Genomic DNA, 22,483 nt, shown 5'->3' with positions numbered 1-22,483 from the left:
GGCTGACCCGGCAGAGCGGGCGGCCCGCTGCGGCAGGCGGCGCGCCGGCCGCGGCGTCTCAGGCCGGTCCTGCCGCGCCGGCCCGACCGGCCGGACCGGCTGCGTCGACCGATCCCGGCGCTCCGGTCGACCCGATTGACTCGGCGGCCCCGGTCGGGCTCGTCGGGGCGGTCGAGACGCTGCCCACCGACGGCGGCGCCGGCCTTCGCCCGGGCGGCAGGCAGCGTACGGCCCGTATCGCGGCGAAGGCCGGGGCGCAGCGACGGCCGACCACGACCGCCTCCGGTCGGACCCCGGCGGCCCGGCGGGAGACGGGAGAACCGGAACGGACCGCGTTGGAGGTGTTGTGGCGTTCGTACAAGGAGACCGGCGACGCCCGACTGCGGGAGCAGCTGATCCTGCACTACTCCCCACTGGTCAAGTACGTCGCCGGCCGGGTGGGCGTGGGCCTGCCCGCCAATGTCGAGCAGGCCGACTTCGTCTCCTCGGGTGTCTTCGGACTGATCGACGCGATCGAGAAGTTCGATGTCGACCGTGCGATCAAGTTCGAGACCTACGCCATCAGCCGGATCCGCGGCGCCATCATCGACGAGCTGCGGGCCCTCGACTGGATCCCTCGGTCGGTGCGGCAGAAGGCGAAGGCGGTCGAGCGAACGTACGCCACGCTGGAGGCCAGGCTGCGTCGTACGCCGCACGAGCCCGAGGTGGCAGCCGAGATGGGGATCGCCATCGAGGACCTGCACGCCATCTTCAGCCAGCTCTCGCTCGCCAATGTCGTCGCCTTGGACGAACTGCTCCACCCGGTGGGGGAGGGCGGGGACCGGCTCAGCCTGGTGGACGTCCTGGAGGACCGCGGCGCGGACAACCCGGTCGCGGTCGCCGAGGATCGTGAGCTGCGCCGACTGCTGGCGAACGCGATCAACACCCTCCCTGAGCGGGAGAAGACCGTCGTCACGCTCTACTACTACGAAGGCCTCACCCTGGCCGAGATCGGGCAGGTGCTGGGTGTGACGGAGAGCCGGGTCAGCCAGATCCACACCAAGTCGGTTCTGCAGCTGCGGGCCAAACTGTCCGACATCCGCTGAAGCGGGCGCCCGGTCCGGGGCCACCTCGGCACTCGGCGCACCGCAGGGCTCCCCGCTCCAGGCCCCGCTCACCCGCTCACCCGCCCGCCCGTGCGGGTTCGCCGCGTCCGCCTGGCCATCGCACTGCTCGCCCGTAGACCGCCGTCCGCCCTGCACATCCCCGGATCCTGCACATCCCCGGATTGGGTCTGCTTGGTGCGCCCCCGCCGGGTGGCGGCATCCGGTGGGCGCCCGGCCCGGTAGCGCGGCTGCCGGGTGGCCCAGCTGGTGGGCAAGGCCGGTGAGCGACGGTGGTGACCGCTCCGCCAGCGGGACGGCGCGCAGGCGTTCCGGCGGAGCGGCGGGCTCCGTACAGTGGAGCTGTGCCGAAGATCCGAGCAGCCACCGTGGCCGAGCATCGCCAGCTGCAGCGGGCTGCCCTCCTCGACGCTGCGCGCAGCCTGCTCACCGAGGGCGGCATGGAAGCTCTCACGTTCCCTGCGCTCGCGGCGAGCACCGGGCTGGCCCGATCCTCGGTCTACGAGTATTTCCGATCGCGTGCCGCCGTGGTCGAGGCCCTGTGCGAGGTGGACTTCCCGCTGTGGGCGGCCGAGATCGAGGCCGGTATGGCCGGTTGTGATCGGGCGGCCGACCGGATCGAGGCCTACATCCGGGGACAACTGGTGCTCGCCGGCGATCCGCGACACCGGGCGGTGGCGGCGATCTCCGCGCTGGAACTCGACGAGGCGGCGCGGGAGCGGATCCGTGCCGCCCACGGCCGGCTGGTCGGCCTGGTCGTCCAGGCCCTGGAGGATCTCGGTCACGACCAGCCCCGGCTGGCGGCCGGTCTGCTGCAGGGCGTGGTGGAAGCAGCCGTGAGGCAGAGCGAACACCGCGCGGCCGCGTCGCTCCCGGAGGATTCGCAGGTGATCGCGGATGCCGCGGTCGCGCTGGCGTTGCACGGACTGTGCCCCGGGCCGCGGGTGCGGCCGCGACCGAATCCGCCTGACGGGGCGCTCGCTGCCCACGGGGCACAGTCCGGCTCGGGCACGCCCTCCACCGGACCGGGACTCCCGCCCCGGCTCTGAATTCACTCCCGGCCGTCGCCTCTGCCGAGCCCTCCCCGAGCCCTGGCCTCCGAGCCCTGGCCTCCGAGCCCTGGGCCCCCGACCACTGGCCCCCGACCCCCGGCCCCGCCACGCGCCGGGCCATGCGCCCCGCCTCGAGCCATGTCCAGCCGTCCGGGCCGGCTCTGTCAGCGCCCGGGTCAGCTGCCGCTCCGCAGGGGGAGCAACCGGGCGGTTCCGTTGCCCAGGAGGGCGAGCGGATCCAGGTAGCGGCTCCCGCGTAGCAGCCCCCAGTGGAGGCAGCTCTCGCCGCAGTGCCCGGCGACCGTGGCGAGTCGGCCGATCGGTTGGCCCGCCGTCACGGTTGTGCCCACCGGGACGCTCCCGTTGACGGGCATGTAGGTCGTCCGCAGAGGTGGGGTACCGGAGCCGGAGTGACTCACGGTGAGCACCGGGCGCCCGGCGACCACGCCGGAGAAGACGACCACTCCGGGCGCGGCCGCGCGCACCTCGATGTCGGGGGCTGCCACGAGGTCGACTCCGCGATGCCCCGGGGCCCAGGTGGTGGGAGGCGGCTGGAAGCGGCGCAGGACTCCGGCCGGCCCGCCCACCGGCCAGGAGCGCCCGGGGGCAGGATCCGTCAAGGCCACACGGCCCGAGCCCGTCACGTTCCGGCCGAAGGTGCCGTCCCCGTCCCCGTACTGCCGCGGACTCCCGCCTCCACGCCCGCCCGCGTGCGACGTCGAGTCCGCCGTCGTCCGGGCGTGGACCAGCGGCTCGGGAAGCGCCACCAGGAACACCGCGGTGAGCAACAGGGCCAGCAGCAGCGCCCGTCGGCCCTGGTCCGGCGCGGGCGGCGGCAGTGAGGCCCCGGAGGCCCGGGAGGCCCGGGAGGCCCGGGACGGACGGGCGAGAGGCCGGACGAGGCTGAGATGTGCTGTCATGCAGTGGAGGTTCGCCCTGCTTTGTCTGCACCGCCAGCCCCTGCCCGATGCCTGTGGACAACCGCCCGTTGTGGACAACCGGTGTCCCTCCGACGAGTGCGGGCAGCCGCCCGAAGCCGCCCGAAGCCGCCCATCGCTGCCCATCGCTGCCCTGAGCACAGCCGGAGCGCCTGCCGTCGCCCCCCGGAACTGCCCGTCGCCGTCCGAAGCCGCTCGAACCTCGCTCGAACCTCGCTCGAAGCACCCGCACGAACCCCGCTCGAAGCGCCCGCCCCCGCCACCCGAACCGGGCCCCGAGCACCCCGCCGGACGCGTCCGTCCGAGGTGAAAGGTGCACGGAGCGAGGGGCCGGACGCCGCTGAGTCGCCCCTTGTGCGGCGCTTCCCGTACACTTCACACGCGACCCGGTCTGCCGGGTCGACTTCGCACGCCCCGCCACCGGTCGATCGGGTACGGCTCAGCCGCCGTCATCGCCAGTGCGAGTGCCGCTCGGTCCGCCGAGCCTGACGCGGTTACGACCGCCCAGGCCGCAGCGGCTCGGCACGTCCGGGGCGTCAGGCGTGGCGGTCACCTGGCCGCCACGGACAAAACCGAGCCCGACCCGGCAGCGGCGGAAACGCCGGAGCCGGGCGTAACACCGAGGAGCACGGCCATGGCCGTCGTCACGATGCGGGAGCTGCTGGAGAGCGGCGTCCACTTCGGTCACCAGACCCGTCGTTGGAACCCGAAGATGAAGCGCTTCATCTTCACGGAGCGCAACGGCATCTACATCATCGACCTGCTGCAGTCGCTGAACTACATCGACCGCGCCTTCGAGTTCGTCAAGGAGACCGTTGCCCACGGCGGCAGCGTCCTCTTCGTCGGTACCAAGAAGCAGGCCCAGGAGGCCATCGCCGAGCAGGCCACCCGCGTGGGCATGCCCTACGTGAACCAGCGCTGGCTCGGCGGCATGCTGACCAACTTCCAGACGGTCTACAAGCGCCTTCAGCGGATGAAGGAGCTCGGCGAGATCGACTTCTCGGACGTGGCCGGTTCGGGCCTCACCAAGAAGGAGCTCCTCGTTCTGGAGCGCGAGCACACCAAGCTCGAGAAGACCCTTGGCGGTATCCGTGACATGCAGCGCGTTCCCAGCGCTGTCTGGATCGTCGACACCAAGAAGGAGCACATCGCGGTCGGCGAGGCCCGGAAGCTCAACATCCCGGTCGTCGCCATCCTCGACACCAACTGCGACCCCGACGAGGTCGACTACAAGATCCCGGGCAACGACGACGCGATCCGCTCCGTCACGCTGCTGACCCGCGTGATCGCCGACGCCGTCGCGGAGGGCCTGAAGGCCCGCGCCGGTGTCGCGAAGGGCGACGTCAAGGCCGAGCCGGGCGCCGACCAGCCGCTGGCCGACTGGGAGAAGGACCTCATCGAGGGCGACAAGAAGGCCGAGGAGGCCCCGGTCGCCGAGGCCGCTGTCGAGGCTGAGGCCGAGACCCCCGCCGTCGAGGCCCCCGCCGCCGAGGCCGAGACCGAGGCTGCGGCCGAGGCTCCCGCCGCCGAGGCTGCTGCCGAGGTCACCGAGGCTCCGGCCGCCGAGGCCGAGCAGGCCTGACGTACCAAGGGTGAGGGGCACTCGCCGGTACGACACCGGTAAGTGCCCCTCTCTCCCGTGCCGGGGCTGAACCACCAGCCCCGGCGCAACCCCACGCAGACACGCGAGACGCGAGAAGAGATTCACACCATGGCGAACTACACCGCCGCGGACGTCAAGAAGCTCCGTGAGCTCACCGGCGCCGGCATGCTGGACTGCAAGAACGCTCTCGTCGAGGCCGACGGTGACGTCCAGAAGGCCGTCGAGCAGCTCCGCATCAAGGGTCAGAAGGGCGTCGCCAAGCGCGAGGGCCGTGACGCCTCCAACGGCGCCGTCGCCGCGCTGATCGCCGAGGGCAACAAGTCCGGCGTGCTGGTCGAGCTGAACTGCGAGACCGACTTCGTCGCCAAGGGCGGCAAGTTCGTCGAGGTCGCCAACGCGATCGCCGCACACGTCGCCGCCACCTCCCCGGCCGACCTCGAGGCCGCGCTGGCCAGCGAGATCGAGGCCGGCAAGAGCGTCCAGCAGTTCGTGGACGAGGCCAACGCGTCCCTGGGCGAGAAGATCGTCTTCCGTCGCTTCGCGCAGTTCGACGCTGACAGCTACGTCGCCGTCTACCTGCACAAGTCGGACCCGGACCTCCCGCCGACCATCGGTGTCCTCGTCGAGCTCGACACCGAGAACGCCGTGGTCGCCAAGGACGTCGCGCAGCACATCGCGGCCTTCGCCCCGAAGTACCTCTCCCGCGAGGACATCCCGGCCGAGGACCTCGAGAACGAGCGTCGCGTCGCCGAGGCCACCGCTCGCGAGGAGGGCAAGCCCGAGGCCGCCCTGCCGAAGATCGTCGAGGGTCGCGTCACCGGCTTCGTCAAGGAGAACTCCGTCCTGGAGCAGGCCTTCGCGAAGGACAACAAGAAGTCCGTCGCCAAGGTTCTCGAGGAGAACGGCGTCACCCTCAAGCGTTTCGCGCGCTTCCGCGTCGGCGCCTGAGCCACGTTCCCCGGAGGTTCCGGCCCGCATAGGGTAGGAACCGTCCCCGTCCGCTGACCGGACGGGAAGGAACGCGCCGATCGGGCTCTCCGCACCCCCAGGGGGCACGTCGGCACCATGAACGACGAGGAGGCCATTGCCGTGCAGGACACCGTACCGGTTCCCGCGGCAGTGGCCTCCTCGCGTGTACGCGCAGGCCGGGGCTCCGCACACCCGGGTCTGTGAATCAGCAGGTGTAGAAGGAGAAGTCCATGCAGGAGACGCAGGAGTCCGCGCAGGAGGTCCGGCGCCGCCGGGTTCTGCTCAAGCTGTCCGGTGAGGCGTTCGCCGGTGGCGGCGGCCTCGGCGTCGACCCGGACGTCGTGCACAAGATCGCCCGTGAGATCGCCACGGTGGTCCGCGGCGGTACCGAGGTCGCCGTGGTGATCGGCGGCGGCAACTTCTTCCGTGGTGCGGAGCTCCAGGTCCGCGGCATGGACCGGGCCCGTTCCGACTACATGGGCATGCTCGGCACCGTGATGAACTGCCTCGCACTCCAGGACTTCCTGATCAAGGAAGGCATCGAGACCCGGGTCCAGACCGCCATCACGATGGGCCAGGTGGCCGAGCCGTACCTGCCGCTGCGTGCCGTCCGGCACCTGGAGAAGGGCCGTGTGGTCATCTTCGGCGCCGGGATGGGCATGCCGTACTTCTCCACCGACACCACGGCCGTCCAGCGCGCGCTGGAGATCCACGCCGAGGTGCTGCTGATGGGCAAGAACGGCGTCGACGGTGTCTACGACGCCGATCCCCGGACCAACCCGGAGGCGGTCAAGTTCGACGCCCTGGAGTACTCCGAGGTCATCGCGCGTGACCTCAAGGTCGCCGACCTCACCGCGATCACGCTGTGCAAGGACAACAACCTGCCGATGCTGGTCTTCGAGCTGCTGGCCGAGGGCAATATCGCGCGCGCGGTGAAGAGTGAGAAGATCGGCACGCTCATCAGCCAGGACGCCGTCCGGGCCTGAGCGGCCTGCACGTCGGCCGCAGCAGCAAGCCGCCGGCCGGGCCCGCAGCGGCCCGGCGGATCATCAGTACGGCATCAAGGCACACCGGACAGGGAGCAGACCGTGATCGAAGAGACCCTCCTCGAAGCCGAGGAGAAGATGGAGAAGGCCGTGGTCGTCGCCAAGGACGACTTCGCCGCCATCCGTACCGGCCGGGCGCACCCGGCGATGTTCGCCAAGATCGTGGCGGACTACTACGGCGCCCTGACGCCGATCAACCAGCTCGCCTCGTTCGCCGTGCCGGAGCCGCGGATGGCCATCGTCACGCCGTTCGACAAGACGGCGCTGCGCAACATCGAGACCGCGATCCGCGACTCGGACCTGGGCGTCAACCCGTCCAACGACGGTTCGATCATCCGGGTGTCGTTCCCTCAGCTGACCGAGGAGCGCCGCAAGGAGTACATCAAGGTCGCGCGCAGCAAGGGTGAGGACGCCAAGGTCTCCATCCGCTCGGTCCGCCGCAAGGCCAAGGACACGATCGACAAGCTGGTCAAGGACGGCGAGCACGGCGAGGACGAGGGCCGCCGCGCCGAGAAGGAGCTGGACGACCTCACCGCGCGTTTCGTCGCGCAGGTCGACGAGCTCCTGAAGCACAAGGAAGCCGAGCTGCTCGAAGTCTGATGAACGACGCCCCTGACGCCCCCGGCTACTGGGGCCCATCCGACCAGCAGTACCTGCCGCCGTACCCCGCCGCGCCGACGCCTGCTGCGGGTGACCAGCACCGAATGGGTCACTCGCAGCAGTCTCCGGTGTACTGGGGGGCCGATGCGGAGCAGACTCAGTTCATGCGCCCAGTCCAGGACGGCTCCGGCCAGGAGCTCCCCCGGGAGGCCTCGCCCGGGCCGTACGGGCAGCCCGCTCCCGCTCCGGTGCCCGTCCACGGGCCCGCGCGGGCATCGGAACAGCAGCAGACGCGGGTGGCGGGCAGGCTGAGCGGCCCGCTGTTCCGCGACGAACCGCCCACTGCCGCCGTCCCGGCGGTGGAGGAGACGGTGGTGCTGCCGCCGCTGACCGGGCTGCTCGACCCCGCGGCGCACCCCGCGCAGCCGCAGCCGGCCCAGTGGCCGCCGGCGGCCTCGCCGTATCCGCCGCAGTCGCCCGCACCCTCGTACCAAGCGCCGCAGCCCCCCGTGGCGCCGCTGGTGCAGCCCCACCCCGTGCCGTCCTACCCAGGGCAGGAGACACCAGTGGCCCAGCCCGACCCGCAGCCTCGCAAGCAGCGCGGCGGCCGCAATCTCCAGGCCGCGATAGGCGTGGGCGTCGGCCTCGGTGCGGTGATCATCGCCTCGCTGTTCTTCGTCAAGGCCCTGTTCCTGGTCGTGGTGATGGCCGCCGTCGTGGTCGGCGTCTGGGAGCTCTCCAGCCGACTCACGGAGCGCAAGGAGATCAGGTCGCCGCTGGTCCCGGTGGCGGCCGGCAGCGTGGCGATGCTCTCCACCGGCTACTGGGCCGGTGTGCAGTGGGCCGCCGCCTCGCTCGCCCTGACCGGCCTGGCGGTGATGGTGTGGCGGATGGCCGCGCCGCCGGAGAACTACCTCCGGGACGTGACGGCGGGCATCTTCACCGCCTTCTACGTGCCGTTCCTGGCCACCTTCGTCGCGATGATGCTGGCCGCGGACGACGGACCGCAGCGGATCGTGCTCTTCCTGATCGTCACGGTCTGCAGTGACACCGGGGCCTACGCGGTGGGCTACAAGTTCGGGAAGACCAAGCTGGCACCCACCATCAGCCCGGGCAAGACCCGCGAGGGCCTGGCGGGCGGCATCGCGCTGTCGATGCTGGCCGGGGCGTTGCTGATGCAGTTGATCATCGACGACGGCATCTGGTGGCAGGGCCTGATCCTGGGGGGCTGTGCGGCCGTCACCGCGACCCTCGGCGACCTCGGCGAGTCCATGATCAAGCGCGATCTGGGGATCAAGGACATGGGCACGCTCCTCCCGGGCCACGGCGGCATCATGGACCGGCTGGACTCGCTGCTGCCGACCGCGCCCGTGGTCTGGCTGCTGCTCGCGGCCTTCGTCGGCAGCTGACCGGTAGGCAGTCGGCCGGTCACGTGCCCACCCGGTCACGTGCCCACCCGGTCACGAGCCCACCCGGTCACGAGCCCACCCGGTCACGAGCCCACCACCGCGTGCACCACCTCCGCAGGCCCCGGCGACCTCGCCGGGGCCTGCGGCCCGCCCGAGGCCCGTCCGGGGGCCGTGCGAGGCGCCCGGGGTCGGGGGACGGCCGCCGGCGGGCGTCAACCGGGGCACTTGCCGTCATCTGCGACACTTGAACAACCATGCCTGTACCCGGAGAACTGACCTTTGTCGCGCCGCGTGGCGCCAAGCCCCCGCGACACCTTGCCGACCTCAGCCCCGCCGAGCGCAAGGAGGCCGTCGCCGAGCTGGGCGAGCAGCCGTTCCGCGCCAAGCAGCTGTCCAACCACTACTTCGGCCGGATGTCGAACGACCCGGCCGAGTGGACGGACATCCCCTCGGCCAGCCGCGAGAAGCTGACCGAGGCGCTGCTGCCGGAGCTGATGTCGGTCGTGCGCCACGTCTCGTGCGACGAGGACACCACGCGCAAGACGCTGTGGAAGCTCTTCGACGGCACGCTCGTCGAGTCGGTGCTGATGCGCTACCCGGACCGGGTCACCATGTGCATCAGTTCACAGGCCGGCTGCGGCATGAACTGCCCGTTCTGCGCGACCGGTCAGGCCGGCCTGACGCGCAACCTGTCCACCGCCGAGATCGTCGAGCAGATCGCGGCCGGCATGCGCGCGCTGAGGGCCGGGGAGATCCCCGGCGGCGAGGCCCGCCTGTCGAACGTGGTCTTCATGGGCATGGGCGAGCCGCTGGCCAACTTCAACCGGGTGCTGAAGTCGATCCGCCGCCTCACCGACCCCGCGCCGGATGGCTTCGGCATGTCGCAGCGCGGCATCACGGTCTCCACCGTCGGTCTCGTTCCCGCCATGAACCGCCTGGCGGACGAGGAGCTCAGCGTGCGCCTCGCCCTCTCGCTGCACGCGCCGGACGACGAGCTGCGAAACGAGCTCGTGCCGGTCAACACCCGCTGGAACGTCGCGGAGGTCCTCGACGCGGCCTGGAACTACGCGGAGAAGTCCGGCCGGCGGATCTCCATCGAGTACGCGTTGATCAAGGACATCAACGACCAGGCCTGGCGCGCCGACCTGCTGGGCCGCTTGATCAAGAAGCACCGGGTCCACGTCAACCTGATCCCGCTCAACCCCACGCCCGGCTCGAAGTGGACGGCGTCCCGCCCCGAGGACGAGCGCGAGTTCGTCCGGGTGCTGCAGTCGCACGGTGTGCCGACGACGGTCCGTGACACCCGCGGCCAGGAGATCGACGGCGCCTGCGGTCAGCTCGCCGCCGCCGGCTGACCTTCACAGGGACGCGCGCTCCGCGACGGCGCCGCCGCCGAGGCCCGGTCAGGCCAGGACGGCGGCGCCGAGCAGAGCGGTGAGCCCGCCGGTAACCAGCAGGACGGTGCCGGCGGTGAGCACCCGAAGGGCGACGGCGCCGTACAGCAGTCGGGGCGGGGCTCCGAGCCTGAGCAGGTCCTCGGTGACGTCCCGCCGCGTGCCGCGGATCTCGGCCAGCCTGGTGAGGACCGCGGCGACGGCGCACCCGACGACCAGCCCGGTCTCGACGACCGGTAGGACGTCGGCGGTGCCGGGGGCGGCCACCCAGTACCGGATCACCGTCAGGACCACCGCGAGGGTCAGTGCGAGGACGGCCAGCGGCGGGCCCAGCCGGCGGGCCTGCGCGGTCAGGCCCCGCCCGGCCAGCAGGCGCAGCGGGGTCGGCCGGGCGATCGCCAGCAGCCGTCCGGCCCAGGCCAGCAGCGGCCCGGTCAGCAGGGCCAGGCCCAGCGCGGTGACGGCCCAGCCGGCGAGCGTGGCGAGGTTGCTGCTGCCGAGCCCGGCGGGCAGCCGGACGGGTCGGGCGTTCTCCCCGGCGCCGGGCCGCAGGCCGTAGAGCTCCAGGGCGACGCCGGTGACGAGCAGGCCGACGGGCACCGCGACCCGCAGGACGTGGAAGCGGTGCGGTGCGGGGCGCGGTCCGCTGCCGGGCAGCGTGTCGCCGACCGGTACGGCGATCGCGGCGCCGGCTCCGGCGAGCAGGGGCAGCAGGGCCAGCAGGGTGACCGGGGCCGCGGCGGGCAGGGCCACACCCATGCCGAGCTCGGGGGCCAGCGTCGCACCCGCGATGTCGTTGCGAAGGACGAGGAAGACCACCAGCGTCAGGGCGCTGCCGAGGCCGGCGGCGAGGGCGCTCTCCCCGGCGATCAGGGCGCGGATCCGGCCGGGGCCGGCGCCCGCGCTGATCAGCCCGGCGATCCGCTCGGGGCGCTGCGCCGGTACGGCGCGGGCGGCGACCGCCGCGAACCAGGAGACGGCGGCGAGCGCCGGCAGGCACCAGAGCAGCCGCACGACGGCGTCGCCGCTGCCCAGCGGGTCGCTCAGGGCGCGTCCGAGAGCGCGCAGGAGGAAGCCCGCGACCACGGCCGCGGCGGCTGCGGTCAGCAGCCAGCGGCCGAGATCGGGGGCCCGGTAGCCCCGGGCGAGGCGGAGATAGAACACGTCGACTCTTTCAGCGCTACCGAGGCGTGGCGGGTACGGCGGAAGCTCCGCTGCCGGCCGGTCCGGCGCCGGCAGCGGCGTCGGCCGGTTCGGCGGGCGGCCGGCCGGGGGTGGAACGCCCGGCGGTGACCGCCTCGCGGGTGAGGGGTTCTGGGTCGAGCGGCCCGGGCACGGCGGCCAGCCGCCCGTCGACCAGCGCGACGGTCCGGTCGGCGTACCGCGCCTGCTCCGGATCGTGGGTGGCCAGGACCAGGGTGAGCTGGTGGGAGCGGGCCGCGCTGGACAGTATCCGCAGGATCTGGTCGGCGGCCTCGCGGTGCAGCGGCGCCGTGGGGTCGTCGGCGAAGACCACCGGTGGCATCGGGGCGAGCGCCCGTGCCACCGCGATCCGCTGGCGCTGGCTCTGCAGGAGCTGCTCGGGGCGCAGCCGAGCGGTGTCGGCGACGTCGAGCCGCTCCAGCCACTCGTCGGCGGCGGTGCGGGCGGCCCGGTTCCCGGCGCCGGCCAGCAGCAGCGGCAGCGCCACGTTCTCACGGGCCGTCAGCTCCGGCACCAGGTGCGGCTGTGAGCCGACGAAGCCGAAGCGGTCGCGGCGCAGACGCGCGCGGCCGGCCCGGCCGAGGGTGTGCACGGGGGAGCTGTTGAACCAGACCTCCCCCTCGTCCACCGGCAGCAGGCCGGCCAGGCAGCCGAGCAGGGTGCTCTTCCCGGAGCCGCGCGGGCCGGTGACGGCGAGTACTTCGCCGATCCGGACGCCGAGCGAGACCCCGCGCAGGGCGGGAGTGCCGTGGTGGGACTTGACGATCCCTCGGGCCCACAGCACGTCGTTGTCAGGCGGGGCCGCTGACATGAAACTCCTCCGCCGGTCCAAAACGTGATCCATCGCGATATGACAGTCGTCAGATTAGAACGACAAGGACACGAAGAGGTTGCGGCACACAGGACCGAACAGGTGGAAATCCGGACGAAAGCGGCGTGTCCCCCCGTCCGGACGCACCGAAGGGCGGCCCGGAGCACGTGCTCCGGGCCGCCCTTCGGCGGAGGGTGGGGAGAAAGGTCCGACTAGATCTTCGCCCACGCGTCGGTGAGGCTCACCCGCAGGATCTGCTCGATCTCGTCGAAGGTCGACTGGTCGGAGATCAGCGGCGGAGCCAGCTGGATGACCGGGTCCCCACGGTCGTCGGCGCGGCAGTACAGGCCGTTGTCGAAGAGCGCCTTCGACAGGAAGCCGTAGAGCACGCGCTCGACCTCGTCGTCGTTGAAGGACTCCTTGGTGACCTTGTCCTTGACGAGCTCGATGCCGTAGAAGAACCCGTTGCCGCGCACGTCGCCGACGATCGGCAGGTCGCGCAGTTTGTCCAGGGTGCCGAGGAAGTTCGCCTCGTTGTCCAGCACGTGCTGGTTCAGGCCCTCGCGCTCGAAGATGTCGAGGTTGGCCAGCGCGACCGCGGAGGAGACCGGGTGGCCACCGAAGGTGTAGCCGTGCAGGAAGGTGTTGTCGCCCTTGTAGAACGGCTCGGCCAGGCGGTCGGAGATGATCGTGGCGCCGATCGGGGAGTAGCCCGAGGTCATGCCCTTGGCGCAGGTGATCATGTCGGGCTGGTAGCCGAACTTGTCGGCGCCGAACATGGTGCCCAGGCGGCCGAAGGCGCAGATGACCTCGTCCGAGACGAGCAGCACGTCGTGGCGGTCGCAGATCTCGCGCAGACGGGCGAAGTACCCGGGCGGCGGCGGGAAGCAGCCGCCGGCGTTCTGCACCGGCTCGACGAAGACGGCGGCCACGGTCTCGGCGCCCTCGAACAGGATGGCCTGCTCGATCTCGTCGGCGCACCAGCGGCCGTAGGCCTCCGGGTCGATCACGCCGTCGCGCTCCAGGAACGCGGGGGCGCGGTAGATGTTGGTGTTCGGCGCCTTGTGGGTGCCCGGCACCAGCGGCTCGAACGGGGCCTTGAGGCCCGGCAGGCCGGTGATGGACAGGGCGCCCTGCGGGGTGCCGTGGTAGGCGACGGCGCGCGAGATGACCTTGTACTTGGTCGGCTTGCCGGTCAGCTTGAAGTACTGCTTGGCGAGCTTCCAGGCGGTCTCGACGGCCTCGCCGCCACCGGTGGAGAAGAAGACCTTGTTGAGGTCGCCCGGGGCGTAGTTGGCCAGGCGCTCGGCCAGCTCGACGGCCTTGGGGTGGGCGTAGCTCCACACCGGGAAGAAGGCAAGCTCCTTGGCCTGCTTGGCAGCGGCCTCGGCCAGCTCCTCGCGGCCGTGGCCGGCCTGGACGACGAACAGCCCGGCGAGGCCGTCCAGGTACTTCCTGCCCTTGTCGTCCCAGATGTAGGTGCCCTTGCCCTTGACGATCGTCGGCACGGGGGAGTTCTCGTACGACGACATGCGGGTGAAGTGCATCCACAGGTGGTCGTAGGCGGTCTTCGAAAGGTCCTTCTGTGCCGGGTCGGCGCTCATCGGGTGCCCCAGGTGTAGGTCTGTTTCCGGAGCTTCAGATAAACGAAGCTCTCGGTGCTCCGCACGCCGGGAAGCGAGCGGATGCGCTTGTTGATCATTTCGAGCAGGTGCTCGTCGTCCTCGCAGACCAGTTCGGCCAACAGGTCGAACGAGCCGGCGGTGCAGACCACGTAGTCCACCTCGTCGAGGGCGGCCAGCGCATCGGCGACGGCCTCGATGTCTCCCTCGACGTTGATCCCGACCATCGCCTGACGGGTGAACCCGACAGTGAGGGGGTCGGTGACGGCGACGATCTGCATCACGCCTTGGTCGAGCAGCTTCTGGACGCGTTGGCGCACCGCCGCCTCCGACAGGCCGACGGCCTTGCCGATGGCGGCGTACGGGCGCCGCCCGTCCTCCTGCAGCTGCTCGATGATCGCCTTGGAGGCGGAGTCGAGTGGAACGCTGGCGTTCCGGTCGCGGTTGGCCACGTCGCCACTGTGCCTGATCAGCTGCGCGTTCGCAAGCGCAGGTGCTGCTGATTTCGTTGCGGTCCTTGAAATCGCGTACGGATTTCATCGCTATTTCGGCAATGGCCTGTCGATACCAGCAGTGAAGCGGATACTCTTGCCGCGTACCGCGCGCACCTGCGACAGACGGGTGCGCACCCCATCAGTGGACCGCGCCGGACCCGGCCGGGCCACTCGGCGCCGACGTATCCTGGGCGCCGGACCCTGCAACGCCGCAGGCCAGACCGAGGAGAGACCCGTGAGCGACCTTCACACGCTGCGCAACTACATCAACGGCGAGTTCGTCGATGCGGCGGACGGCCGGACGCTGGAGATCGTGGATCCGACCACCGGCGAGGCGTACGCCACCTCCCCGCTGTCCGGCGCCGCCGACGTGGACGCCGCGATGGCCGCGGCCGCGGCCGCCTTTCCGGTCTGGCGCGACGCCACCCCGAGCACCCGGCAGAGGCTGCTGCTGAAGATCGCCGACGCGGTCGAGGAGCGCGCCGACGAGCTGGTGGACGCCGAGTGCCGCAACACCGGCAAGCCGCGGGGGCTGACCAGGTCCGAGGAGATCGGCCCGATGGCCGATCAGATCCGCTTCTTCGCCGGCGCCGCCCGCCTGCTGGAGGGCAAGGCCGCGGGCGAGTACATGGAGGGCATGACCTCGATCGTCCGTCGTGAGCCGGTCGGCGTCTGCGCCCAGGTCGCGCCGTGGAACTACCCGATGATGATGGCGGTCTGGAAGTTCGCCCCGGCCATCGCCGCGGGCAACACCGTCGTGCTCAAGCCCTCCGACACCACGCCGGCGTCCAGCACGCTGCTCGCCGAGATCATCGGCGGCATCCTGAAGGACATGGAGCTGCCGGCCGGCATCTTCAACGTGATCTGCGGCGACCGGGAGACCGGACGCCTGATGGTCGAGCACCGCACGCCGGCGATGGCCTCGATCACCGGCTCGGTCCGGGCCGGCATCCAGGTCGCCGAGTCCGCCTCCAAGGACGTCAAGCGCGTCCACCTGGAGCTGGGCGGCAAGGCCCCGGTCGTGGTCTTCGAGGACGCCGACATCGCCGAGGCGGTCGAGGGCATCTCGGTGGCGGGCTACTTCAACGCCGGCCAGGACTGCACCGCCGCCACCCGGGTGCTGGTGCACGAGTCCATCCACGACGCCTTCGTCGAGGCCCTCGCCAAGGCCGCGGCCGAGACGAAGACCGGCGGGGTGGACGACGAGGACGTGCTCTACGGCCCGCTGAACAACGCCAACCAGCTCAAGCAGGTGGCCGGCTTCATCGACCGTCTGCCCGGCCACGCCAAGGTGGAGGCCGGCGGCCACCGCGTCGGCGAGGTCGGCTACTTCTACGCCCCGACCGTGGTCTCCGGCCTGAACCAGGACGACGAGATCATCCAGAACGAGGTCTTCGGCCCCGTCATCACGGTGCAGCGGTTCACCGACGAGGACCAGGCCGTCGACTACGCCAACGGGGTGGAGTTCGCGCTCGCCTCCTCGGTGTGGACCAAGGACCACGGCCGTGCGATGCGGATGTCGCGCCGGCTGGACTTCGGCTGCGTGTGGATCAACACGCACATCCCGCTGGTGGCCGAGATGCCGCACGGCGGATTCAAGAAGTCCGGCTACGGCAAGGACCTCTCGTCCTACGGCTTCGAGGACTACACCCGCGTCAAGCACGTCATGACCGCGATCTGACGGACGTCCGGCCGGGCGATCCGACCGCACCGGGCCCGGCCGTACCCCGCGTACGGCCGGGCCCCGCGTGTGCGGGGGCGCCGTCCCTGTCATCCTGTCGGCGGATCGCCCGTCCGGCTGACAGGATGAAGCTGCCCGGGGAAGGCGCGCTTGCCTACCCTTACGGTCATGAGCATCCCCACCGCTGACTCAGCAGCCGGGCAGGCAGTCAAGGCCGCCGACCGCGCGCACGTCTTCCACTCGTGGTCCGCCCAGGCCCTGATCGACCCCCTCGCGGTGGCCGGCGCCGAGGGCTCGTACTTCTGGGACTACGAGGGCAACCGCTACCTCGACTTCTCCTCCCAGCTGGTGAACACCAACATCGGCCACCAGCACCCCAAGGTGGTCGCCGCGATCCAGGAGCAGGCCGCCAAGCTCTGCACCATCGCACCCGGCTTCGCCGTGGAGTCGCGCAGCGAGGCCGCCCGGCTGATCGCCGAGCGCACCCCCGGTGACCTCGACAAGATCTTCTTCACCAACGGCGGCGCCGAGGCGAACGAGAACGCCATCCGCCTCGCCCGTCTGCACACCGGCCGGCAGAAGATCATGTCGACCTACCGCTCGTACCACGGCGCCACCGCCAACGCGATCGCGCTCACCGGGGATCCGCGCCGCTGGGCCAACGAGACCGGCGTCTCCGGTGTCGTGCACTTCTGGGGCCCGTACGCCTACCGCTCCAACTTCCACGCCGAGAACGAGGCACAGGAGTGTGAGCGCGCGCTGGAGCACCTGGAGCAGGTGATCGCGTTCGAGGGGCCCGGCACCGTGGCGGCGATCATCCTGGAGACCGTGGTCGGCACCGCCGGCGTCCTGATCCCGCCGCCCGGCTACCTGGCGGGTGTGCGGGCGATCTGCGACAGGTTCGGGATCGTCCTCATCCTGGACGAGGTGATGGCCGGCTTCGGCCGGACCGGCGAGTGGTTCGCCGCCGACCACTGGGGCGTCACCCCCGACCTGCTCACCTTCGCCAAGGGCGTCAACTCCGGCTACGTGCCGCTGGGCGGCGTCGCGATCAGCGCCGAGATCGCCGCCACCTTCGCCGAGCGGCCCTTCCCGGGCGGCCTCACCTACTCAGGCCACCCGCTGGCCTGTGCCTCCGCCGTCGCGACCATCAACGCGATGGCCGAGGAGGGCATCGTCGAGAACGCCAGGCGGATCGGCGAGGACGTACTCGGCCCCGGCCTGCGGGAGCTGGCGGAGCGCCACCCCTCGATCGGCGAGGTGCGCGGCCTCGGGGTGTTCTGGGCGCTCGACCTCGTGAAGAACCGCGAGACCCGCGAGCCGATGGTGCCGTACAACGCGGCCGGCCCCGCCAACGCGCCGATGGCCGAGCTCGCGGCCGCCTGCAAGCAGCGCGGCCTGTGGCCCTTCGTCAACATGAACCGCTTCCACGTGGTGCCGCCGTGCACCGTCACGGAGGAGGAGGCCAAGGCCGGCCTCGCGGTCCTCGACGAGGTGCTCACGCTGACGGACGCGCACACCGTCTGACCAACGATCAGGATCCAGCGGAAGGGCCCCGGGCGGCAGCCTGCCCGGGGCCCTCTCATGTCCCGGAGGCCCCATCTTGCGCACCACGCTCTCCCGCCGCGCCGTCGTCGGCAGCGCCGCCGGCCTCTTCGGGGCCGGCGCCCTGACCGGCTGCGGCATCCCGGCGGCGTACGTCCCCGACGACCGGCGCTCCGTCGCCGACCGTTCGGAGACGGACCGGAAACTGGTCTTCTCCAACTGGACGCAGTACATCGACGTCGACGAGGAGACCGGCGGCCGCCCGACCCTCGACACGTTCGCCGAGGAGACCGGCATAGCCGTCACCTACACCGAGGACATCAACGACAACGACGAGTTCTTCGGCAAGATGGGCCCGGTGCTCACCCAGGGCAGCGACCCCGGCCGCGACCTCATGGTGATCAGCGACTGGATGGCGGGGCGCTACGTCTCGCTCGGCTGGGTGCAGGCACTCGACCGGGCCAACCTGCCCAACGTCACCGAGCACCTCGACCCGCAGCTGGGCAACCCCGCCTTCGACCCCGGTCGCGCCCGCAGCGTGCCCTGGCAGTCCGGGATCACCGGCATCGCCTACAACCGCAAGGCGCTCGGCCGGGAGATCAGGACCACCGAGGATCTCTGGGCCCCCGACCTCAAGGGGCGGGTCACGCTGTTCGCCGGACTGGACGAGGCGATCGGCCTGATGATGCTCGCCGACGGCACCGACATCGCCGGCTTCGACTCCGACGACGCGCACCGGGCCATGGACAGGGTGCAGCGGCTGGTCGACGCCCGGCACATCCGCCGCTTCACCGGCAACGACTACACCAGCGACCTGGCCTCCGGCGCGGCCCTCGCCTGCCAGGCATACTCCGGTGACGCGATCCAGCTGAAGGCCGAGAACCCCGACATCGAGTTCGTGGTGCCGCAGGAGGGCGGCGAACTCTGGTCGGAGAGCCTGCTGGTGCCCAACCGGGCCCGGCACAAGGAGAACGCCGAGCGGGTCATCGACTACTACTACCGGCCCGAGGTGGCCGCCGAGCTGGCGGCCTTCGTCCAGTACATCTGCCCCGTCCCGGCGGCCCGCGACGTGCTGGCCGGCAGCGGGGACGCGGAGAAGGCCGCGCTGGCCGAGGAACCGCTGATCTTCCCGACCGACGAGATGCGCACCCGGCTGCACACCATGCGGGACGTCACGGCGGCCGAACGGCCCGACTTCCACCGGGTCTGGGGGCGGATCACGGGCGTCTGACCGGGCGCCGCCTCAGCGGCGGACGGCGTCCAGCGCGAGCAGCGCGACGTGCAGGGAGAGGCAGGACTCCACCTGGTCCAGGTCGACGGCGAGGATCCGCTCGACCTTGTGCAGCCGGTCGTAGAACGACGGCCTGGACAGGTGCGCGGCGTCCGCGGCCGCCGACTTGTTGCGGCCGTGCTCCAGGTAGATCCGCAGCATCTGGACCAGCTGGCCGCCGTGCTCGGCGTCGTACGCCAGCAGCGGCCCCAACTCGCGCTCGACGTACGTCTGCAACCGGGCGTCGTCGCGCAGCAGGTGGAGCAGGCCGCGCAGCCGGACGTCCGGCAGGCGGTAGTACGCGGCGGCGCGTCCGCCCGGCGCGTCGTGCAGGGCGGCGTCCGCGACCTGGGTGGCCTCCAGCAGGGTGCGGCGGGCGTCGCGGACCGAGCCGACCGAGGAGCCGACCGCGACCACCGGCTCGACCGCCCGGGGTGGCGCCGGCTGGGCGCCGGCCGCGCCGGGCTCGCGGCCGGTGTCGGCGGCCAGCCGGCGCAGGGCGGCGGCGAAGGCGTCCAGCGCGCCGTGCTCGTCCTGCTGCGAGCCGAGCGCGATCAGCACCCCGACTCCCTCGTCGTCCAGCGCGCCGACCAGGGCCGAGAGCCGGCAGGCGCGGACCGCGGTGGCGGCCAGCTCGGTGAAGTCCCGCAGCCGCGCCTGGGCCTCCAGAGCCGCCGGGCTGGGCCCCCGGCGCTGGCGCAGCACCACCCCGACGAGGCGCCGCCCCTCCAGCGGTACGCCCAGCGCCTGGGCCCGCAGGGCCACCTCGGAGACGGTCAGCGCGTGCGTGAGGATGCCGGCCAGCAGGGTGCGGTGGGTCTGGCGCTCCAGGCTCTCGCGGTCCCGCAGCACCAGCCGGTTGAGGGCGAGGGTCGCCGCGCCGCGCTCCAGCAGCATCGCGTACGGGTGCGCGACGCCCTCGGGCAGCGCTCCGGGTTCGTCCACCAGGATCAGCCGCCCCCAGTCCTGCCCGCGCGCGCCGACCGCCGTCACCAGCCAGCCGCTGCGCGGGTCGTGCCCGGTCCGCCCGGCCGGCCGGACACCGCGGGAGCGGCGCTCCCAGCCCTCCAGGAGTTCCGTCTCGGGGCGGCCGGCCGTGTCGTGGGCCAGTACCTGGTGTGCGAGGTTCTCCAGGACGACGGCCGCGCCGGCCATCCGGGCCACCTGGCGGACCACCTCGGCGGGCTCCGCGCCCTCCACGGCCAGCTCGTTGAAGACCTGGTGCACCGCCTCCGAGGTGCGCAGCTGCTCCAGCTGGGCGTTGACCACCAGGGCGTGCACGGCCTCGGTCACGGCGACGAAGCGCAGCTCGCGCCGGAGCACGATCAGGGGCAGGCCGCGCTGTTCGGCCGCGTGCACCAGGGCGCGCGGCAGGTTGTCGAAGTAGCGCCGCCCGAACTCGACCACCAGCCCCGCGACGCCGACCTCGTCCAGCTCCCGGACGTAGCGGGCCAGGCCGTCGCGGTCCTCCGGCAGCGCGATGCCGGTGGTCAGCACCAGCTCACCGCCCTGCAGCATGCCGGCCACGTCAGGCAGTTCGCTGACGTGGACCCAGCGGACAGGGCGTTCCAGGTGCGCGGCGCCGGCCACCACCTGGGGCAGCCCGCGCCGCATCACCTCGAGGTCGAGCACGCGGGCGACGGTGGGGAGCACGTCGGGCCTCCGGGGACGGGACGGGACGGGACGGGGCGGGGGCGCCGGGCGCCCGCGACGGGGCGCGGTGCCCGGCCGGGCGGGGGTCGGACACGGCCCGGCCGGGCACCGGGGTGAGCACTGTGTCAGGTGAATCATCCCTCGCGGCGACGACCTGTCGCCCTCCACCAACCCTTGCACCTTGTAAGGCCATCTCCACGGACGCTGGCGGAGTGGTCCTTGTCACCCCCGCACGGCACGAGGCATCGTCAGCGAGTCGGCTGCGGCGCACCTGCCGTGGCGAATCACCGACATCACCTCGGATTCCGTCGCGTAACCAGAAAGCAACAACGGAATCCCTTGTAGCCGCAAAGCTGTGGTGTCAGGATCACGGATCTCGGTGATCAGCCGGACGGCCCAGGAGACCCCCAGGGCCCCGTAACCCCCGGGCGCCGACTCGACCAGTCGCACCGCCCGGGCTACGGGATCGCGCCGACCACGGCGGGCAGCATGCAGTGCAGAAGTGATCACCACATGCGGCAGCCGAACCACCGGGCACATGGAGGAACCAGAGATGGACCTGACCGACTTCAGCGCGGGCGCGCACCACATCGCCGGCCGGCCGACCAGGGGGACGGGCGACGAGCCGTTCCAGGTGGTCAACCCGGCGGACGGCAGCGTCGTCCAGCAGGTCACCCTCGCCTCCACCGCGGACGTCGACGCCGCCGTGGCCGCCGCCCGGGCCGCGCTGCCCGAGTGGGCGGGCGCCACCCCCGGGGCCCGCTCCGAGGCCCTGCTCAGGCTCTCCGCCGTGCTCGCCGGAGCCGCCGAGGAGCTCGCCCGGGTCGAGACCGCGCAGACCGGCAAGCCGATCAAGCTCTCCACCGAGTTCGACGTCCCCGGCACGATCGACAACACCGCGTTCTTCGCCGGCGCCGCCCGCAGCCTGGAGGGCAAGGCGGCGGGCGAGTACTCCGGCGACCACACCTCGTACGTCCGCCGGGAGGCGATCGGCGTGGTCGGCTCCATCTCCCCGTGGAACTACCCGCTGCAGATGGCCGCCTGGAAGATCCTCCCGGCCATCGCGGCCGGTAACACCATCGTGCTGAAGCCCGCCGAGCTGACCCCGCTGACCTCCCTGATGTTCGCCCGCGCCTGCACTGAGGCGGGCATCCCGGACGGCGTCGTCAACGTCGTCACCGGCGCCGGGCGCGGCGCCGGCGAACACCTGGTCTCGCACCCCGGCGTCGCGATGGTCTCCTTCACGGGCTCCACCCCGGTCGGCAGGCGGGTCGCCGAGCTGGCCGCCGGCACCGCCAAGCGCACCCACCTGGAGCTCGGCGGCAAGGCCCCCTTCGTGGTCTTCGACGACGCCGACCTGGACGCCGCGATCCACGGCGCCGTCGCCGGATCACTGATCAACAGCGGCCAGGACTGCACCGCCGCCACCCGCGCCTACGTCCAGCGGCCCCTGTACGACGCCTTCGTGGCCGGCGTCGCCGAACTCTTCGAGGCGATCCGCCTCGGCGACCCGCTCAACCCGCGGACCGACCTCGGCCCGCTGGTCTCCTTCACCCACCGCGACCGGGTGGCCGCCTTCGTCGAGCGCGCCCGCGGCTACGGCGCCGTCATCGCGGCCGGCGGCCACGCGCCCGCCCAGGGCCACGACGGCACCGACCTCACCCGGGGCGCCTACTACCGGCCCACGCTGATCACCGGCGTCTCCCAGGACAGCGAGGTCGTCCAGGGCGAGATCTTCGGCCCGGTGCTCGTCGCGCTGCCCTTCGACAGCGACGAGGAGGGCCTGCGCCTGGCCAACGACACCCCGTACGGCCTGGCCGCCTCCGCCTGGACCCGCGACATCCACCGCTCCCTGCGCGCCACCCGTGAGATCGCGGCCGGCTGCGTCTGGGTCAACGACCACATCCCGATCATCAGCGAGATGCCGCACGGCGGCTACAAGTCCTCCGGCTACGGCAAGGACATGTCGCAGTACTCGCTCGACGAGTACACGCAGGTCAAGCACGTCATGTACGACACCACCGCGGTGGCCCGCAAGGACTGGCACCGCACCGTTTTCGGAGACAGATAAGCCCTTGGACGGCCCGCCG

18 protein-coding genes are annotated in these 22,483 nt (G+C 71.8%); 12 read left to right on the top strand and 6 right to left on the bottom strand.

The features are described from left to right. Positions 1–236: 236 nt before the first annotated feature. Together whiG and OG823_RS11385 are read left to right on the top strand one after the other, a co-directional pair. On the top strand, positions 237–1,085 hold the full coding sequence (gene whiG, locus OG823_RS11390; protein ID WP_371484429.1) for an RNA polymerase sigma factor WhiG: 849 nt from the start codon (positions 237–239) through the stop codon (positions 1,083–1,085). 386 nt (positions 1,086–1,471) lie between these two features. Continuing rightward, the gene (locus OG823_RS11385) at positions 1,472–2,152 is read left to right on the top strand and encodes a TetR/AcrR family transcriptional regulator (protein ID WP_371484427.1); all 681 of its coding nucleotides are present in this window, start codon (positions 1,472–1,474) and stop codon (positions 2,150–2,152) included. Between the two features lie 179 nt (positions 2,153–2,331). On the opposite strand, the gene OG823_RS11380 is transcribed toward OG823_RS11385, so the two are convergent. Then, entirely contained in the window at positions 2,332–3,075 is a 744-nt protein-coding gene (locus tag OG823_RS11380) for a murein hydrolase activator EnvC (RefSeq protein ID WP_371479360.1), read from the bottom strand. A 652-nt stretch (positions 3,076–3,727) separates the two neighbouring features. Between OG823_RS11380 and rpsB the strand changes: the two genes are divergently transcribed. From rpsB to rlmN, 6 genes are all read left to right on the top strand, one after another. Beyond that, the gene (gene rpsB, locus OG823_RS11375; RefSeq protein WP_371479359.1) at positions 3,728–4,675 is read left to right on the top strand and encodes a 30S ribosomal protein S2; all 948 of its coding nucleotides are present in this window, start codon (positions 3,728–3,730) and stop codon (positions 4,673–4,675) included. Positions 4,676–4,804: 129 nt separating this feature from the next. Beyond that, positions 4,805–5,644 carry a translation elongation factor Ts gene (gene tsf / locus OG823_RS11370; protein ID WP_371479358.1) on the top strand — a complete coding sequence of 280 codons (840 nt, stop codon included), beginning with the start codon at positions 4,805–4,807 and terminating at the stop codon, positions 5,642–5,644. Between the two features lie 251 nt (positions 5,645–5,895). Continuing rightward, positions 5,896–6,651: a UMP kinase gene (pyrH, locus tag OG823_RS11365; RefSeq protein WP_371479357.1), complete on the top strand. Its 756-nt coding sequence runs from the start codon at positions 5,896–5,898 to the stop codon at positions 6,649–6,651. Positions 6,652–6,753: 102 nt separating this feature from the next. Next, positions 6,754–7,311, top strand: a complete 558-nt coding sequence (gene frr / locus OG823_RS11360) for a ribosome recycling factor (RefSeq protein ID WP_371479356.1) — start codon at positions 6,754–6,756, stop codon at positions 7,309–7,311. Positions 7,312–7,475: 164 nt separating this feature from the next. Beyond that, complete coding sequence (locus OG823_RS11355) at positions 7,476–8,720, top strand: phosphatidate cytidylyltransferase (RefSeq protein WP_371479355.1); 1,245 nt, start codon at positions 7,476–7,478, stop codon at positions 8,718–8,720. 254 nt (positions 8,721–8,974) lie between these two features. Continuing rightward, positions 8,975–10,075, top strand: coding sequence for a 23S rRNA (adenine(2503)-C(2))-methyltransferase RlmN (gene rlmN, locus OG823_RS11350; RefSeq protein WP_371479354.1), 1,101 nt, complete (start codon positions 8,975–8,977; stop codon positions 10,073–10,075). A gap of 48 nt (positions 10,076–10,123) precedes the next feature. On the opposite strand, the gene OG823_RS11345 is transcribed toward rlmN, so the two are convergent. The 4 genes from OG823_RS11345 to OG823_RS11330 all read right to left on the bottom strand — a co-directional run bounded on the left by OG823_RS11345 (position 10,124) and on the right by OG823_RS11330 (position 14,202). Then, on the bottom strand, positions 10,124–11,278 hold the full coding sequence (locus OG823_RS11345; protein WP_371479353.1) for a hypothetical protein: 1,155 nt from the start codon (positions 11,276–11,278) through the stop codon (positions 10,124–10,126). A gap of 16 nt (positions 11,279–11,294) precedes the next feature. Next, entirely contained in the window at positions 11,295–12,128 is an 834-nt protein-coding gene (locus OG823_RS11340) for an ABC transporter ATP-binding protein (RefSeq protein WP_371479352.1), read from the bottom strand. A gap of 212 nt (positions 12,129–12,340) precedes the next feature. Beyond that, positions 12,341–13,732: an aspartate aminotransferase family protein gene (locus OG823_RS11335; protein ID WP_371479351.1), complete on the bottom strand. Its 1,392-nt coding sequence runs from the start codon at positions 13,730–13,732 to the stop codon at positions 12,341–12,343. Further along, on the bottom strand, positions 13,729–14,202 hold the full coding sequence (locus OG823_RS11330; protein WP_371479350.1) for an Lrp/AsnC family transcriptional regulator: 474 nt from the start codon (positions 14,200–14,202) through the stop codon (positions 13,729–13,731). Before OG823_RS11330 ends, OG823_RS11335 begins: the two co-directional genes overlap by 4 nt. A gap of 277 nt (positions 14,203–14,479) precedes the next feature. On the opposite strand from OG823_RS11330, the gene OG823_RS11325 reads away from it, so the two are divergent. The 3 genes from OG823_RS11325 (at position 14,480) to OG823_RS11315 (ending at position 18,701) form a co-directional block, all read left to right on the top strand. After that, a complete protein-coding gene (locus tag OG823_RS11325; protein WP_371479349.1) occupies positions 14,480–15,925 on the top strand; it encodes a gamma-aminobutyraldehyde dehydrogenase in 1,446 nt (481 codons plus the stop codon). Positions 15,926–16,093: 168 nt separating this feature from the next. Further along, the gene (locus OG823_RS11320) at positions 16,094–17,452 is read left to right on the top strand and encodes an aspartate aminotransferase family protein (protein WP_371479348.1); all 1,359 of its coding nucleotides are present in this window, start codon (positions 16,094–16,096) and stop codon (positions 17,450–17,452) included. A gap of 73 nt (positions 17,453–17,525) precedes the next feature. Continuing rightward, the gene (locus tag OG823_RS11315; RefSeq protein ID WP_371484426.1) at positions 17,526–18,701 is read left to right on the top strand and encodes a spermidine/putrescine ABC transporter substrate-binding protein; all 1,176 of its coding nucleotides are present in this window, start codon (positions 17,526–17,528) and stop codon (positions 18,699–18,701) included. Between the two features lie 12 nt (positions 18,702–18,713). On the opposite strand, the gene OG823_RS11310 is transcribed toward OG823_RS11315, so the two are convergent. After that, the gene (locus OG823_RS11310; RefSeq protein ID WP_371479347.1) at positions 18,714–20,393 is read right to left on the bottom strand and encodes a PucR family transcriptional regulator; all 1,680 of its coding nucleotides are present in this window, start codon (positions 20,391–20,393) and stop codon (positions 18,714–18,716) included. Between the two features lie 553 nt (positions 20,394–20,946). Between OG823_RS11310 and OG823_RS11305 the strand changes: the two genes are divergently transcribed. Further along, positions 20,947–22,464 carry a gamma-aminobutyraldehyde dehydrogenase gene (locus OG823_RS11305; protein WP_371479346.1) on the top strand — a complete coding sequence of 506 codons (1,518 nt, stop codon included), beginning with the start codon at positions 20,947–20,949 and terminating at the stop codon, positions 22,462–22,464. Positions 22,465–22,483: the final 19 nt, after the last annotated feature.

It is taken from the genome of Kitasatospora sp. NBC_00315, from assembly GCF_041435095.1.
GTDB lineage: Bacteria > Actinomycetota > Actinomycetes > Streptomycetales > Streptomycetaceae > Kitasatospora.
Note: the sequence above shows the minus strand (reverse complement) of the source record. Positions and strands in the feature narration are given on the sequence as shown.